The sequence below is a fragment of the Coleofasciculus sp. F4-SAH-05 genome (assembly GCF_040222985.1).
Lineage (GTDB): Bacteria > Cyanobacteriota > Cyanobacteriia > Cyanobacteriales > Coleofasciculaceae > Coleofasciculus > Coleofasciculus chthonoplastes.
This window is the reverse complement of record NZ_JAVKBY010000096.1, coordinates 55,595-71,442: the sequence shown is the minus strand read 5'-3', so window position 1 is coordinate 71,442 and position 15,848 is coordinate 55,595. Positions and strand designations below refer to the sequence as shown.

General features: G+C 44.6%; 16 protein-coding genes. 10 read left to right on the top strand and 6 right to left on the bottom strand.

The genetic code is table 11. The features are described 5' to 3' along the window. Window positions 1-286 precede the first annotated feature (286 nt). Window positions 287-496, bottom strand: coding sequence for a hypothetical protein (locus tag RIG27_RS12305; RefSeq protein WP_193873856.1), 210 nt, complete (start codon window positions 494-496; stop codon window positions 287-289). A 32-nt stretch (window positions 497-528) separates the two neighbouring features. On the opposite strand from RIG27_RS12305, the gene RIG27_RS12300 reads away from it, so the two are divergent. The 5 genes from RIG27_RS12300 to RIG27_RS12280 are packed head-to-tail and all read left to right on the top strand — an operon-like array spanning window position 529 to window position 5,135. Continuing rightward, a complete protein-coding gene (locus RIG27_RS12300) occupies window positions 529-1,107 on the top strand; it encodes a Uma2 family endonuclease (protein WP_446345473.1) in 579 nt (192 codons plus the stop codon). Window positions 1,108-1,153: 46 nt separating this feature from the next. Beyond that, window positions 1,154-1,525, top strand: a complete 372-nt coding sequence (locus RIG27_RS12295) for a hypothetical protein (RefSeq protein WP_446345471.1) — start codon at window positions 1,154-1,156, stop codon at window positions 1,523-1,525. Next, window positions 1,462-2,478, top strand: a complete 1,017-nt coding sequence (locus RIG27_RS12290) for a CHAT domain-containing protein (protein WP_446345483.1) — start codon at window positions 1,462-1,464, stop codon at window positions 2,476-2,478. The genes RIG27_RS12295 and RIG27_RS12290 overlap by 64 nt, the downstream gene beginning before the upstream one ends. Before the next feature lie 3 nt (window positions 2,479-2,481). After that, on the top strand, window positions 2,482-3,618 hold the full coding sequence (locus RIG27_RS12285; RefSeq protein WP_446345469.1) for an Rpn family recombination-promoting nuclease/putative transposase: 1,137 nt from the start codon (window positions 2,482-2,484) through the stop codon (window positions 3,616-3,618). Then, window positions 3,615-5,135 carry a hypothetical protein gene (locus RIG27_RS12280; protein WP_446345467.1) on the top strand — a complete coding sequence of 507 codons (1,521 nt, stop codon included), beginning with the start codon at window positions 3,615-3,617 and terminating at the stop codon, window positions 5,133-5,135. The genes RIG27_RS12285 and RIG27_RS12280 overlap by 4 nt, the downstream gene beginning before the upstream one ends. Window positions 5,136-5,177: 42 nt before the next feature. On the opposite strand, the gene RIG27_RS12275 is transcribed toward RIG27_RS12280, so the two are convergent. The 4 genes from RIG27_RS12275 to glnA all read right to left on the bottom strand — a co-directional run bounded on the left by RIG27_RS12275 (window position 5,178) and on the right by glnA (window position 9,195). After that, window positions 5,178-5,459: a hypothetical protein gene (locus tag RIG27_RS12275; protein ID WP_446345465.1), complete on the bottom strand. Its 282-nt coding sequence runs from the start codon at window positions 5,457-5,459 to the stop codon at window positions 5,178-5,180. Window positions 5,460-5,785: 326 nt separating this feature from the next. After that, on the bottom strand, window positions 5,786-6,289 hold the full coding sequence (locus RIG27_RS12270) for a YbjN domain-containing protein (protein WP_446345463.1): 504 nt from the start codon (window positions 6,287-6,289) through the stop codon (window positions 5,786-5,788). A 244-nt stretch (window positions 6,290-6,533) separates the two neighbouring features. Then, a complete protein-coding gene (locus tag RIG27_RS12265; RefSeq protein ID WP_446345461.1) occupies window positions 6,534-7,607 on the bottom strand; it encodes a class I SAM-dependent methyltransferase in 1,074 nt (357 codons plus the stop codon). A gap of 166 nt (window positions 7,608-7,773) precedes the next feature. Beyond that, entirely contained in the window at window positions 7,774-9,195 is a 1,422-nt protein-coding gene (gene glnA / locus RIG27_RS12260; RefSeq protein WP_006097809.1) for a type I glutamate--ammonia ligase, read from the bottom strand. Between the two features lie 698 nt (window positions 9,196-9,893). Here glnA and apcB point away from each other — a divergent pair. Next, complete coding sequence (gene apcB, locus RIG27_RS12255) at window positions 9,894-10,403, top strand: allophycocyanin subunit beta (protein ID WP_446342605.1); 510 nt, start codon at window positions 9,894-9,896, stop codon at window positions 10,401-10,403. Between the two features lie 161 nt (window positions 10,404-10,564). On the opposite strand, the gene RIG27_RS12250 is transcribed toward apcB, so the two are convergent. After that, window positions 10,565-10,915 (bottom strand): EamA family transporter, encoded by a 351-nt coding sequence (locus RIG27_RS12250; RefSeq protein WP_446345458.1) that lies wholly within the window; start codon window positions 10,913-10,915, stop codon window positions 10,565-10,567. Between the two features lie 379 nt (window positions 10,916-11,294). On the opposite strand from RIG27_RS12250, the gene RIG27_RS12245 reads away from it, so the two are divergent. From RIG27_RS12245 to RIG27_RS12230, 4 genes are all read left to right on the top strand, one after another. Continuing rightward, window positions 11,295-12,854 carry an OmpA family protein gene (locus RIG27_RS12245; RefSeq protein ID WP_446345456.1) on the top strand — a complete coding sequence of 520 codons (1,560 nt, stop codon included), beginning with the start codon at window positions 11,295-11,297 and terminating at the stop codon, window positions 12,852-12,854. A 118-nt stretch (window positions 12,855-12,972) separates the two neighbouring features. Beyond that, window positions 12,973-13,998, top strand: coding sequence for an ABC transporter substrate-binding protein (locus RIG27_RS12240; RefSeq protein WP_446345454.1), 1,026 nt, complete (start codon window positions 12,973-12,975; stop codon window positions 13,996-13,998). Between the two features lie 141 nt (window positions 13,999-14,139). Continuing rightward, window positions 14,140-14,988, top strand: coding sequence for an ABC transporter permease (locus RIG27_RS12235; RefSeq protein WP_446345452.1), 849 nt, complete (start codon window positions 14,140-14,142; stop codon window positions 14,986-14,988). 29 nt (window positions 14,989-15,017) lie between these two features. Next, window positions 15,018-15,827, top strand: coding sequence for an ABC transporter ATP-binding protein (locus RIG27_RS12230; RefSeq protein ID WP_446345450.1), 810 nt, complete (start codon window positions 15,018-15,020; stop codon window positions 15,825-15,827). Window positions 15,828-15,848 lie beyond the last annotated feature (21 nt).

Genomic DNA, 15,848 nt, shown 5'->3' with positions numbered 1-15,848 from the left:
GGTTCTTCCGGAGTTACTATGCTAAACTATCAGTTTAAACAATCAAAAACCAAGCCCCATAATAATTGTAGCGCCTCAGCTATTCAAAATTGAGAAAAACATCCAGATAACGCCCAAACCTTTTGTTATATAAAGGCTTTGAATATTTCAACTAACAATTTAGCATAATAAGTACTGAAGAACCAAAGTAGCTACTTGACCAATTTGTGATATACCGCAATATTCGAGGGCGGTTCTCTGCTCTTTGAATGACTAATCGGCGGAGGGAAGCTGGAATTGTTGCCATCTATGCTTGCTTCATCACCCGTGTTGATCGCAAACGCAGTAGAGATAAAAATTCCACCAGTTCAACCAGTCCTTCTGCTTCCTGTCGTTCTGCCTGAGACAGGGTATAGCCTTCATCCTGACGATCCAACAAAAATTGTAAGCGTGCGTGAACCGCTTGGGGAAGCTGGAATCGGGTTAGTTCAATAGGAATTTCGACGATTTCGGGCATAGAGCTGCACTATTCTTTTGGAGGATGCCAAAGTGAGCTATTGTTATTATATCACATATAGCAACAATCCGCGCTATGAATTGGCGGATGGAGAATTAATTGATAGGGAGCCCGCTGAACCTCATGAAACAGTCGCGGGAAAATTAGCCAGTAAACTGAGTATTGAGTTAGAACGACAAGGACATCCCTGGTTTATTCCGCGCACTTGTATTGTTAGACTTTTTACAGATGCGGCGACGGCGCGTCGCCCTGATGTCGTTGTTTTAGATGAGACAGCATTAGTGAATGAGCCGTTATGGGAGCGAGAACCTGTAATTACGTTGGCAACTTCGATTAAATTGATTGTTGAGGTGGTCAGTACAAATTGGGAAACTGATTATGCTCGTAAAGTGGAAGAATATGCTTTGTTGGGGATTCCCGAATATTGGATTGTTGATTATCGAGGATTAGGCGGCGTTGCTTTCATTGGTAGACCTAAGCAGCCAACTATTACAGTTTGTCAGTTAGTCGGTGAAGATTATGTTCAACAGCAATATCGACTGGGAGAGACAATTGTTTCACCGATGTTACCAGGGTTAACGTTTAAACTGGATGATGTGTTGTCAAGATGAAGCTGTACAATTAACTTTATGTCCCCAAAGAGGTTAACGGGTCAACATGGGTAAAGGATTTAGTACAAAGAGAATAATCCGCCAAACTTATTTAAAGTTCATAGAAAAAGTTTTACTAGTAACTTTCAACAGTAAAGGTGACAAGAATGTCATTTATCCCTGGCTAGAAGTAAATCTGGATAAGCTAGATGATAATTTTGTTCAACTATTGCGAAGCTGGGCTAAGATTGCACTATCACGAGCTTCCTTTCGAGAAGCACAAGATATTGCCGCTAGCCTTGGTGAATTCAGCAACTTGATTGCAAAGTTTCCGTTAGGTAGCAAGGCAATAAATCTGGAAATCGTCATTGCAGGATACGAAGCAGCGCTCAAAGTTTTTACTCGCGACTCATTCATCTGGCTGAGATTCTGTATTTAGACGACATCCTCACGCTAGTACCAAAGACTTGTTCGCGCTTGGTTCTGATTCCTCATACATTTCTACATCTGTTTCCTCTTCATGCCTTGCCCTTCTCCCAAAACGGCAGAACAGTTTGCTTACTCGATTGCTTCCCCAACGGTGTCAGCTACGCACCCAGTTGTCAACTCTTGCTCCAAGCACAACAACGAAAACGCCCCGACTTTACCCACCTGTTTGCCATCCAAAACCCCACAAACGACCTTGCCTATACTGACTTGGAAGTGCAAGCCATAAAAAATTGCTTTAACCCAGTCAATATCCTCAAACACAAAACCGCTACATTAACAGCCATCAACGAAGCTAACCTAAACGCAATCCACTGCGCCCACTTTAGCTGTCACGGCTACTTTAACTTAGATAATCCCCGCAAATCTGCTCTCATCTTGGCAAATGCATCCCTAACTACCACACCCATCAACCCAGACACAGAACGTTATCTTAATGTGCGCGATGGTGAAACCCATGACTTGAACCAGTGCCTTACTCTCGATGCCATCCTTAGCCTCAACTTAGAACAATGTCGCCTCGTCACCCTTTCCGCTTGCGAAACTGGATTGATTGATTTCAAAAACATCAGCGACGAATACATAGGCATACCCAGTGGCTTCCTCATCGCAGGTTCTCCCAGCGTCGTTAGTTCCCTCTGGAGAGTGAACGACTTATCGACAGCCCTGTTGATGATTAAGTTCTATCAGAATCTCAAATCCGGCTTAACCGTCGCGATTGCCCTCAACCAAGCTCAACTCTGGCTCAGAGATGCTACAACAGAACAATTACAGCAGTGGGCAAAGCAACTCCCTAATCCTGATCATAGAATGCAATTGAGAGCATTCCTTAGTCAAAAACCGTCTAATAGCAAACCTTTTGAATCCCCCTACCACTGGGCAGCATTTTGTGCCATTGGTCAATAACCCGTGAAAACTGACAGCATCTTCTACAACCTATTTCAAGCCTTTCCTAGCATCTTCTTTGAACTCATCAACCGTTCCCCAGAAGAAGCCGCTAGCTACGAATTCACCTCCCGCGAAGTAAAACAACTATCCTTTCGCCTAGATGGTTTATTCCTACCCAAAACCAACGAACCCGACAAACCGTTCTACCTTGTGGAAGTTCAGTTTCAGCCTGACACCTCCTTATACTACCGGGTATTTGCTGAACTCTTCCTCTTCTTAAAACAATACCAACCCCCTCACCCCTGGCAAATTGTTGTCATCTATCCCAATCGCTCTACTGAACGAGAGCAACCCTTACATTTTGGCAACCTCTTAACCCTAAACCAGGTGAGACGAATTTACCTGGATGAATTAGGAGAAGCTGCCGAACGCTCATTAGGGGTAGGAGTTGTTAAGCTTGTAATCGAGCCGGAAGAAACAGCCGGACAACTCGCTCGACACTTAATTGAACAAGCGCAGCAACAGCTAAGGGATGAAGCTGTCCAGCGTGACCTGATTAATCTCATTGAAACGATTATTGTCTACAAATTACCACAAAAAAGCCGCGAGGAGATTGCCGCCATGTTGGGATTAAGCGAACTGAAAAAGACCAGATTTTACCAAGAAGTCTTTGAGGAAGGTAAACAGGAGGCAAAATTAGAGACAGTGCCAGCATTGCTCCAGTTAGGATTAACCTCAGCTCAGATTGCTGAAGCTCTCAAATTACCGTTGGAATTAGTCCAGCAAACTGCACAACAAACAACCCGTAAAGCCATGTCATTCTCTGAACAAAATGTTGCCGCTTTCATTGAACTACTAACCCGTCAGCGTTCCCTCTTTACTCCAGAAGACTTAGCGGAGTTGGAGCAGGTAGTTGCTCCTTTACCTGATGATATTGAAGCACTCTCGAACGCCATCTCAGAATGGTGTGAAGAACACCCTGAAGTTGATGAAGCGCAATTAAAACTTCTTCCCGATAAGTCAGGAGAGAGACTACCAGGGAGCAAGGAAGGCAAAGTTAAAACTCCCAACTACGAACTCAATAAACAAACCCTACAAAATGCAATTCAACAAAGCTCTTCTTCCCAGGATTCCCAGTCATCCAACTCTGGCTCATGAAGGTTGCTAACCCAAAACTGACACTCTATGCCTTTCATCTGCGTAACAATTTAGCTCAAGGTGAAGAAGAACCTGTTGAGGATGTGAATCACCTGTGGGAGCAATGTCAACAATTGGGTCAAAAACTTAATGTTCCCAGACTCGAATCTCTGCTTGAGCGTCTCCAAGATAACCAGGACAAAGTTGGGATATCTCCAAGTTGGGATAACCGAAAAAACGACTATATAGAATTACTCCAGTCAGAACGTTGGTTGAGTTTTTCCGCGATTCCTAACGGGAGTGTACTACAACTCAGAGGCGCAGTTTATCCCCTCCAAATCCACGATACCTATGCCGTTGACATTACCTTGCGCTATCCTTATCCTCATGTTGAAATTGACCAATTGGCAGGATTAAATCCTCAAGGTTGTCTAAAAATCGCTCAAAGCAACTCTTTACTGGGGCAAACTCTAGTCCTTTTTGCCCAGCCAGAGGAGAAACTCAACGATATTCAAGCCTTTACTGATAACTGTCTGAATGCAATTGTGCCAGAATTAGACAGACAAAATTACAGGCTTTCCGCTCAAGGTAAATTTTTAGGTAGTCCAATTGTTGAATATAACAATATTCAGGAAAATCCGGCTCAACTGAGCCATATTCTCATCTGGCTCAATTGCCACCCTCAAACGGAACCCTTAGAAGCAGGGGGAGATTACTATCAACCTCTGATTAATCTACTGTGCTGTCGCCATAAAATACTTTATGTCTACTCTCAATCTCGATGGTGCAATCAGCAGGCAAGAAAGCTCTACAGACAATTAGATGGTAAAGCCAAAGGATTGCAGCACTTGTCCTCGGAGCCTACTCAAAGGCTGAAGCAACTCAAAGAATGGCTCACCGAACTTTCTCAAACTGCCTTTGACTACGCTAACCACCTACGAGATTTAGAAATTCATCGTACTACCATTAAAACGAATAAAAAAAACTATAAATTCTGGATAAATCAGCTTAATTTTATTAGCCTTGAGAAAGAGGATGATCTGGAACTCTTGCAACAATTTATTAGCCACAAGCCGGAAAATTTTATTGAACAAATAAACACTGATTTATCTTATCTTCTCCCCAGTCAGCAACTATTCCAGCAGATGATAGAGACAATCAGGGGAATTGTTGAAACAGAACAGGCTGAGAGCGATCGCGCTTTGCAAGATACAGTAGCAATTGTAGGTGTTGGTTTAGCCGCAGCAGCCATTGGTGCTACTGTTGCCCCTTATGTAATTCCCACAGAACCCCGACAGCCCATCCTGCCGCCATTTTCCACTAACCACCTCCATCCCATCACTCAATCATTGCTTTTAAGCTTAGTTTTTGGTGCTACAGGGGCAGTCGCAACCAAGGGAATCATTGCTCTCATTCAAAATCGAGGTGTAATTGCAGGGCGTTTAACTCAGTTAATTCCAGGCGGTAGTAATAAGACAGCCAAATTACCTGGGAGTACTCAACAAACTTTACCGCCATCCCGAAAACCGACAAAATAGATACCTCAGCCCTTCAAGTCGCCTCTGAACCTGTAAAAACCATCAGGCTACCAGCCAGAAAAAATAATGAGTCAATCGCCAAATTTCCGATAAAATCAGGGGCATGACCATCCTGACATTTAACTTGGTTTTGAGCTGAGAAGACTGGGGGGATTTTTTCCTATTTAAATCCTCTTGGTCAGCTTCGGGGTGTTGGGATGGTTTTTCGGCAGTTGCCTCGCTATCCTGTCTCTGTTGCTGATTGCCATTATCAACATGAGTATTTGTTTTCTCAGGAGTGGCGGTGGTGTTTTCTGTCAAGCAATGTTCACAACGATTGGTCAATATCCAGGTTTTGGATTAATAATAGGAGTTTTAATAGACAGAAATGCCTCACCGTGCGGCTTGGCGCGATTTTTTAGACGTTCGGCGAGCGCTCAGTCGAGTCGTCGAGCCGCCGCCGTACTTATGTACAATCGCGCTCAACCTTGATGTAGCGAGGGTTTTCACCGATAAGATTGTCTATTGCCTTGCATAGCGCGATCGCGCTTTTCATGAACACAAATTGAACATAGTATAGACGCGATCGCTAACATTGAGTATTTTGCCGATAATTTATGCTGAGAGTTCACCTTGTTCGGTGTAGAGGCGGATTCTGGTTGTAGTACAACTCAAGCCGCGCCAAACTCTTCTTGCAACGCTTCATCATTATCATCAGCAATAGTGGCAACAATGGTAATCGCCCGAGAAATTTCTCCCGGCGATAGTTCAGCCACCGTGCGTGACGATAACACCACCACTTGATCATCCACAATCCCAAAACGGGATTCAAAGGTATCTGACCAGTTCATTTCCAGAAGCCTACGCATCAATTCAGCTTCTTTTTCTGCCGGGAGGTTCAGCACCGAAGACCAAACGGTGAATGTATCCTCGTCTGTAGAACCCGTTAACTGGACAAAGACTTCTACGCTACCATACTTAAACTTCCATAGATAGCCTTCATCGTTATGGCTAACCATAGCGCTGTCATCTTGCTCCAGGCTAGAGATGACTGTTTCGATGGTTTCTACATAGTTGACGGTAGTCTTGTCTTGGATAAACTCCGTGGAAACAATCTCCTCCGTTGACAAGCCTTCAGTAGACACCGTTTCTGAACTTGATTTTTTAGTGGTCATAAACGTTTCTCTATAGCAATTGACAATTGTATATAACACAAGGCGCGGTATTTGCCTAATCCAGCAATTCATCTCACGCCATAATCGCAAGATTTGGTGTCCTGGATACAGGAATATCCCTCAAGCTTATTTTATCGAGATCGATCCATAAAATAGTTAACTTCACGGCAGAACACCCGAAAATCCAGATCCCCAGCTTCTTCAAGAAGTTGGGGATCTTAATATCTTAATTGCCGAGAAAGGTTTACACCGTAGCGTCTTCAGGCTTATGAGCAATCCAGTACTTGCTCATAAAGTGGTTTTGAGTTGTAATTGCCTCAAAACCCGCCTGAGTGAGGCGTTTGACTAAATCATCGGTAATATAGTGTCTGTAGTACGGTTCGTGGAACATAGCAGGGAAGTTTTCCATCATGGGCATGAATTGGGGAAAATCAATCGCCTGAATCGAGTCACAGATGACAAACACGCCTCCCGGTTGAATCACACGGAAGCATTGCTCAATGATGCGCTGACGTATAGACGGTGGTAGTTCGTGGAAGAGAAACACACAAGTGATACCGTGGAAATAATTATCTCGATATGGCAGTTCCTCCGCCTTTGCCTGCATCAGTTGTGGTAATTCCCCCGGAATTTCCGATAAGAGTTGATTGGCTTTACGCAAATAAGCCGGAGATAAATCTATGCCACCTAGAGACGCTTTTGGCATAGTTGCCCGAATCATCCTGAGAGTCCGACCTGTTCCACAGGCTACATCGAGAACTCTAATTTGTTGAGGAGGAACTGCATCAAAGGCTTTGAGTCCTTCCTTTAACGGTGCAAGTACGCGCCGTCGCATCGGAGCAGCCGCACCATTGAACAGAAGTTCGACCTGCAAATCATACAGGTTGGCTGAAGTATCACTCAAGTAGCCATCGGTTTGGTAATGGAAATTGCGCCGATAGTAGTTCGGATAATTTTGTATATCAATCTCTGGCGAGAACTCCTGATATTTATTCTGATTGACCCTTTCCCAGATGTTCAGTAAATCCAGGCAAATCTCTGGATAGTAGCGAAAGAAGTCTTCCCAATGGGTATCAAACAGCAGGCTTTCAGGATACACGCCCCGCTCCACATCCTGCCAATCGGTTTCCAGAATCTGATCAAGCCTTTGCCGAAGTAGTTGCAGGATTTCTGGAGAGAGGGGTTTGGCTTTAAGCTCATTGATTGGGGGATTAATCAGATTCCGTAGTTGTGATGCTGTGTTTTTGTGTACCAGCGCAAAAGCCGCTTTTCCTTGCTGGAACGTTTGATATGCCAGTTTTGTCAAAGTATCAGCCATAAGAGTCATCAAGCTTGTTGTTACCTGATCGTCATTTGTAAAGTATTGTAACTAAAAATTTAGAAAGGTTCACAGAGTCAATCCTAGAGTTGAGGGGAGATGTAGCCATGAAAAAAGCCATCCTGACCGGATGGCTTTTTTTGTCATTTTGTGCTATGGGTTGAGACTAGACATCATAGTAGAGGGAAAACTCATAGGGATGAGGACGCAACCGCATCGGGTTGATCTCATTGTCGAGTTTGTAGGCAATCCAGTTGTCGATAAAGTCTTCGGTGAATACGCCTGTACTGGTCAAGAAAGTATGATCCTGCTCCAAATGCTCTAAAGCAGCTTCCAGAGAACCAGGAGTTGATGGGATTTTGCTCAATTCCTCTGGCGAGAGGTCATAGATATCCACATCCAACGGTTCGCCCGGATCAATTTCATTCTTAATCCCATCCAAGCCGGCACACAACATTGCGGCAAAAGCAATATAGGGATTACACGTCGCATCAGGACAACGGAATTCCATCCGCTTCGCCTTAGGATTGTCACCAGACAGAGGAATCCGGATGGAGGCGGAACGGTTTCCTTGGGAATAAGCCAAGTTTACAGGTGCTTCAAACCCTGGCACCAAGCGCTTGTAGGAGTTTGTCGTTGGGTTGGTGAGGGCTAACAAAGCGGGGGCATGTCTGAGTAAACCGCCGATGTAATGCAGCGCCATCTTGCTCAACCCAGCGTAGCCATCGCCAAAGAACAGGGGTTTCCCATTCTTCCAGATGGACTGGTGAGTGTGCATCCCAGAACCATTGTCGTTAAATATTGGCTTGGGCATAAAGGTGGCAGTTTTGCCATACTTCTTGGCGACGTTTTTAACCACATATTTGTACACCATCAAGAAGTCACCGGCTTCCACGATTGGTGCAAAACGGACACCGAGTTCGTTCTGTCCCCCAGAGGCAACTTCGTGGTGATGCTTTTCAATTGGCACACCACATTGAGCCATGGTGAGCAGCATTTCGGTACGCATGTCTTGCATCGTATCCGTAGGTGAGACGGGGAAATATCCTTCTTTGTAGCGCGGTTTATATCCCAGGTTCCCGCCAGCTTCTTCCCGTCCAGAATTCCAACGCCCTTCCACGCTATCTACGTAGTAGAACCCTTTGCTCTCTGTTTGATCAAAGCGAACATCCTCGAAGATAAAGAACTCAGCTTCTGGACCAAAAAAGGTAATATCGCCAATTCCGGTGGACTTCAAAAAGTCCAGTGCTTTCTGAGCGATGGTGCGGGGGTCACGGCTGTACCATTCACCCGTGCGGGGTTCCTTGATTGAGCAGATCATGCTCAATGTTTTTTCTTTCATGAATGGGTCGATCCAAGCCGTTTTCGGATCGGGAACCATTGACATGTCCGATTCGTTAATGGCTTTCCAACCACGAATACTTGACCCGTCGAACGCTACCCCATCTTCAAAAGCACTTTCGTCTATTTGATCATAGTAAAACGAGCAGTGCTGCCAGATTCCTGGCATATCAATGAATTTGAGGTCAATAATCTTAATGTCTTGATCTTGAATCATTTTCAAGACTTCTTGTGGCGTTTCTGGCATGAATGACTCCTTTTGTCAAGTGGACTATTGTTTAGAAAAGTTCAAATAGCGGTGGGGCAGTTGAAGTTCTCACCGACCTCGACAGACGGTGATGTCTGTCCTAAACCTGACGCTTAGGACGACGGGGGAACTTAGGAATCAAGTGTCGCACAAACCAACTAGACATGAGATAAGGAAACGATACGGTTGATAATAGCAGGAGATGGAAACACGGGGAGACCCGATCAGCTTGCCTCCTGCGTGTGAGAAACGAGACAAGATACAGTTTAGTTTGGTGCGAGCTTTCTCCCTAAGTCGGGGAGCCGTTATCGTACCATCTCAGGTTTACCTCAACAACCTGATTGGGCTTGAAACCTGTCTCCTGTTCATCTGACTCATCCTAGGGAGAGGTCGAGGGAGCTTTTGTATCCAAAGTTACAAAATCTAGTTTCCTGATCCTTGATATCCTAAGAAAAAGATTAAATTGTATTAAATGTTACCAAATGCTCAGGATTGCCCGTCCCCTATTTGTCAATCCGCTCAACAATGACGTATTCTAGTCTAGATAAGCCAAGTTGCTTTGGGAGCAATATTTGGGCAGTCCAGCTTATGTGATCAAGAATGGTGCAGGAATTCTCATTCCAGAGACTTTTGATGAGAGCGTCGCAATAACTGGCAATATAAATAGATAAAGATATATAGATTGGGAGAGCCGACTCATGCGGGATGCGATTACAAGCCTGATTAGAAATTACGACATTACTGGTCGTTACCTCGATCGCGATGCGATCGATTCACTCAAATCTTACTTTGACAGTGGTACAGCCCGAATCATGGCTGCTGCTGTGGTCAATGCTAATGCAGCCTCAATTGTCAAGCAGGCAGGATCGCAACTCTTTGAAGACGTCCCGGAATTGATTCGTCCGGGTGGTAATGCTTACACCACTCGTCGCTATGCTGCTTGTCTGCGGGATATGGACTATTATCTCCGCTATGCCAGTTATGCACTGGTTGCTGGGAGTATGGATGTTCTAGACGAACGAGTTTTGCAAGGGTTACGGGAAACCTATAATTCCTTGGCGGTTCCAATTGGTCCAACTGTTCGCGGTATCCAAATTATGAAAGATATCCTGAAAGAACAAGTCGCTGCTGCTGGAGTGACTAATACGGCATTTGTGGATCAACCCTTCGACTACATGACTCGTGAATTGAGCGAAAGCGATATTTAACCATTTTTCGCACCCAAAGGGTCACATCCAGGTTTTTGAACAAACAGATGATTAGGGACGTGTTTAATGTCCCTTCTTGGTATTCACAATTACTACCACTGCTGGACAAACTCTAACAATACTTAATGTAACTATCTTTGGGTGCAGTTTTTAATCGTTGTCTAAGATGAATGATTTAATGTGTATATTCCCAGACCAATCAACCCTAGGGCGATAACCTGTCTGATACCAAAGGGTTCTTCCCAAATTACATGAGCAAAATAAGCCACCGCTACGTAGCTAATTGAAACACTGGGAAACGCCACAGAAACAGGAATTTGCCGCAAGGCAAAGATGTAGAACAGAGAAGCACAGAAATAAGACGCTAACCCAACGAGAATGTAGGGTTGAAGAAAGAAAAGCTTACTACCAATACCCTGCATAGCGCCAGCTTTAAGGCTAAGTTGACCACCGATACCGATCATAATCGAAATAACTAAAGCAAAATAAGCATTCACAAACCAAGTCTCCAATCCAGTAAACCTATATTAGTCTGACAAGCCCCTTCGGGGCGGGTGTGGGGTGTGGGGTGTGGGGTGTAGGGGAGGAGACTAGCTCCTACACCCTGCGCGAAGCGCACGTCACTTATTCAGACCTAATTTGTACTTGATTCCTGACTTTTTCCGATTGAATCGACCAGAATGGGATGCCAAACTGACAAGTATCCACTGAAAAACTGATAGGGGTTGAGAACGTGACAGAGACGAGATTGGCTTTATCTGGGTTGCCTCATGGATGCGGTTAAATCTGTGAAACCTTTAACCTTATAGAAAAACTTCACAAAAAAATGTTACGAACAGTACAACAAATCAGCCGCTAGCATAGTGGAATAGATTAGGCACATTATAGGTTATGAGTAAACGCGATAATCCGCTAGTATTGATTTTAGCTTTAGCCGCTACCTTGGGTCTGATTGGAGGAGGCTTGTGGGTGTTGAGTAAAGCTGCACCTGATCTGGTTCCTAATCTGTCCAGTCAGACGCAAACCAATGCGGCGAAGGGTCAACTTAAAATTCTGGGAGATACGTTTAGTGGGTACAGTACCTTTCGGAGTGGGGCGTTTCAAGAGGCGCTACAAGAGGCTGGACTTAAACTGGAGTATCAAGATGAGTTTGATCAAGCCAAACGGGCTGAATTATTGAATCAGGGAAAAGCTGATTTATTAGTCACGACATTAGATCAGTTCCTGCAACAACAACCCGAAGGACAAATTATTGGCTTGATTGACCGCACGGTAGGCGCTGATGCCGTTGTGCTGAATACGAAGAAATATCCAAACCTTAAGTCACTCTTAGATCTTAAGGGATTAGTTGAGCAGGAGCGATCGCAAGGACGACAGTTAACCCTCACCTTTGCCGGCGATACCCCCAGCGAGTACTTGGCGCTGGTGTTGAGTACCAAGTTTGAGGCGTTTAAGCTGGCAGATTTTCAAGTCGAAAAAGTCGCTGATGCGTCTGAGGCGTGGCAACTTTTACAAGATCCCAATCAGAATGTGGCGGTGGCGGTGATTTGGGAACCCTATGTCACCCAAGCCAAAAAACAAGGGCATACTGTCGTTTTATCGAGTCAGGATGCACCCCAAGCCATTGTGGATGTGATTGTGGCATCCAATCGTTTGATTGAGTCTCAACCTGAGAAAATTTCAGAATTACTGGAAGCCTACTATCGCCGGATTGACGTGAATGTTCGCGAACCCTCCCAATTAAAAACGCAAATCGCAGAAGATGGGGAATTATCTTCTAGTGAAGCTAGTGCCGTTTTACAGGGAATTGACTTTTTTACTGCCTCTGAAGCCCAGCAATGGATGAGTGATAACATCCTAGAAAAACGGATTGGTTCCACCGCCGCCGTATTAGTTTTAGCCGGTCGATTAAATGATGTGCCTCAAGCCCCCCAGAGCTTATTTTCACCTCAGTTTCTCACCAAAGCCGCAACTAATACCGAAACCTTAATTAGCTTAGTGCGTGCCGATAACCCAGAACTAGCAGACCGACTTTCTGGGAAGGGAGAAACAGTTGCCGCTGTGCCGCAAGTCTCAGCCCAACAGATTACTGCTGCCCCAGATATTGGCAACTTAGAAGTGCGAGGAGAAGTGCAATTTGGTGTCGGTTTAGCGACATTAACCAGTCAAGGGCAACAAACCCTGAATCAGTTAGCCACTGAAATTCAAGAATTTAATCCCCAAACTTTAGCCGTGCGGGTGATTGGTCATACCTCAAAAACAGGAGCAGCAACGCTTAACCAAACCTTAAGTCAACAACGCGCCCAAGTTGTCGTGAACTATCTCAAAAATCGTGGTCTTAAGCATAATTTTGTCGCAGAAGGCAAAGGCTTTAATCAACCCCTGTCTGGCATTCCGCCGACAGATCCCCGTCAACAGCGTACAGAAATCCGCTTAGTTCGGGTTAATTAAGGAAGTTTTGAGTGTGTAGAGGCGGGTTTCACTACTATCTTTTGAAATGGTGCGTTACGCTAACGCTAACGCACCCTACACCCGCCCCGACCAAGTGTTCAATTTTGAGTTTTAACCTATGAAAATCCGGACTATTGTTACCTGGTTTACTTTATTTTTTGTCAGTTTAACTATTGCGGTTAGCTGTACTCCTGCTACTGATGTCTCCACCTCGGAATCTCCTTCAACACCAGCCGTTCAGATGGGATTCAGTGCGTGGCCCGGTTGTTTACCCTGGCAAATCGCCGAGGAAGAACAACTCTTTGCCGCCAATGAGGTGAAAGTTGATTTGAAGTGGTTTGATGGGTATCTGGATTCAATTAATGCCCTAGCCGCAGGTCAGTTAGATGCCAATACCCAAACCTTGAATGACACGATTAGCTCTGTTGCGGCTGGCTCAGATCAAGTCATTGTTTTGGTGAATGATAATTCAACCGGAAATGACAAAATTATTGTTCGTGAGGGAATTAATGACATAAAGGATTTGCCAGGAAAAACGGTGGCTGTAGAAGCGGGTACAGTTGATCATTTTCTTTTACTCTTAGGATTAGAAAAAGCTGGATTATCTCCCGATGATGTGGAAATCAAACCCTTAGAAACGGGGGCAGCCTCTGCCGCATTTGTCGCCGGACAGGTTGATGCTGTGGGTGTATTTGCCCCGTTTACAACCAAGGCATTAGAACGTCCTGGAAGTAAAGAGTTGTTTAGTTCAAAAGACTTTCCCGGTGCAATTCCTGATCATCTCGTTGTGAGTCGGCAAATGGTTGAGGAACGCCCGGAAGCGGTACAAGCTTTAGTCAATACGTGGTTTGATACGCTGGATTTCATGAATAAAAATGCGGACAAGTCTTTGCAGATTTTAGCCAAACGAGCAGGAGTTACGGTTGATGAATATAAGGACTATGATGCTGGAACGACTATTTTTAGTATTGAGGAGAATTTAGCGGCATTTGAACCGGGAGATGACATGACGTCGCTGCCTTATGCGGCTGAAGAAATTAGTACATTTTTAGTCGAGAATGGTTTAATTGAACAAGCCCCAGATTTGGAGAAACTCTTAGATGATCGCTTTGTCAAAGCCTATGCTGAGAACCAGAAAACCTAAATCTATTCAGGGCTGATTCGCTCTCGTACACAATCGGGGTTGTCGTTATTCATTGTGAATGTTTATCCACAAGAACCAGTTGTGTATCGACCTAAGACGATGATGTAGATAATCACAGCCAATCGTTTCTGGTAAACCCTAATGACTCGAACTCCTGAAAATTTGTGTACAAGAGAGGTAAAATATTCTCCTCAAACACTGAAACCTACCCTATTTTGGCGCATTGCCGAAGATATTCCCAAATCCTTGACCTGGACATTGATGGTGTTGTCTATCAGTATTCCGTTTGGGTTATGGTGGCTAGTTTCTCATTCGGGGTGGGTTGAGCCTCTGTTTTTACCGACACCAGAGAATGTTTGGCAAGCGATTGTGTCACTTTGGACAAGTGGCGATTTGCCCCAGGATATTGTAGCCAGTGTATTTCGGGTTCTGAGTGGGTTTCTCCTCGCCGCGTTGATTTCTATTCCCTTGGGAACTTTCATGGGAACCTTTGCCAGTATTCGGGCGCTAATGGAACCGATTATTGGAATTGTGCGGTATATGCCTGCGCCAGCATTTATTCCTTTACTCATCTTATACTTTGGCGTCGGAGAAACCCCGAAGATTTTGCTTATTTTTATCGGAACGTTATTTTTTAATACACTGATGATCATGGATGCGGTGAAGTTTGTCCCCAAGGAGTTAATTGAAACATCTTACACGTTAGGGGGCAAACGCTTTCAAGTTTTACTGTATGTTATTTTTCCGTTTATTATGCCCAGCATTATCGATGCTTGTCGGGTCAATATTGCCGCCTCGTGGAATTTAGTGATTGTGGCAGAATTAGTGGCAGCAACTGAAGGCTTGGGACGTCGGATTAGTGTGGCGCAGCGGTTTCTGAGAACCGATCAAATTTTTGCTGGACTCATTGTGATTGGATTAATTGGTCTAAGCTTCGATTTATTATTTAGATTGTTGCTGCGATTATCATGTAAATGGACTATAGATTAAGGATTGAAACAACTAATAACCAATCACAAATGAAAAATACAAAATTAACGGTTTCTCAACTTTATAAACAATTCTCCAGTCGTAAGGGCGTCACGGTTGCGCTTAAAGATATCAACATGCACATTGAATCGGGAGAATTTGTTAGTGTAGTCGGTGCATCGGGTTCTGGTAAATCGACGTTATTACGTCTCATTGCTGGATTGGATCAAGCAACGGCTGGTGAAATCTGTGTGGATGGTGTGCGAGTGACTGGACCGGGTTCCGATCGAGGGATGGTGTTTCAAAGTTATACGCTTTATCCCTGGATGACGGTAGCGAATAATGTGGGATTTGGTTTAAGGTTACAGGGACTATCCGCAGCACAACGACGGCAGCACGTATCCTATTATTTAGAGGTTGTGGGATTATCAAAGTTTGCTAAAGCGTTGCCCAAAGAACTATCCGGGGGAATGAAACAACGAGTCGCGATCGCGCGGGCGTTAGCCTGTCAACCGAAAGTCTTACTCCTCGATGAACCCTTTGGCGCGTTAGATGTGCAAACCCGCGAAGCTATGCAGCAATTCCTGCTGCAATTATGGCAACGAACGGGTACAACGATTTTGATGATTACCCATGATGTAGGGGAAGCGGTGTTTCTCTCCCAACGCATCTATGTGCTGACGACGCAACCGGGTACAATTCAAGGGGAACTGACGATTGATTTACCGCGCGATCGCGTAACTGATAATTCTGATGGACGTAGGCTGAAAATTAAGCGTTTGTCGGCGTTTCAAAACTACACCGATCAGATTATTGAGTTACTCACAGATCAACCAGAAGCTGCACTTTTGCGGAGCTGATTGAGTGTTAATAGTTAGCTG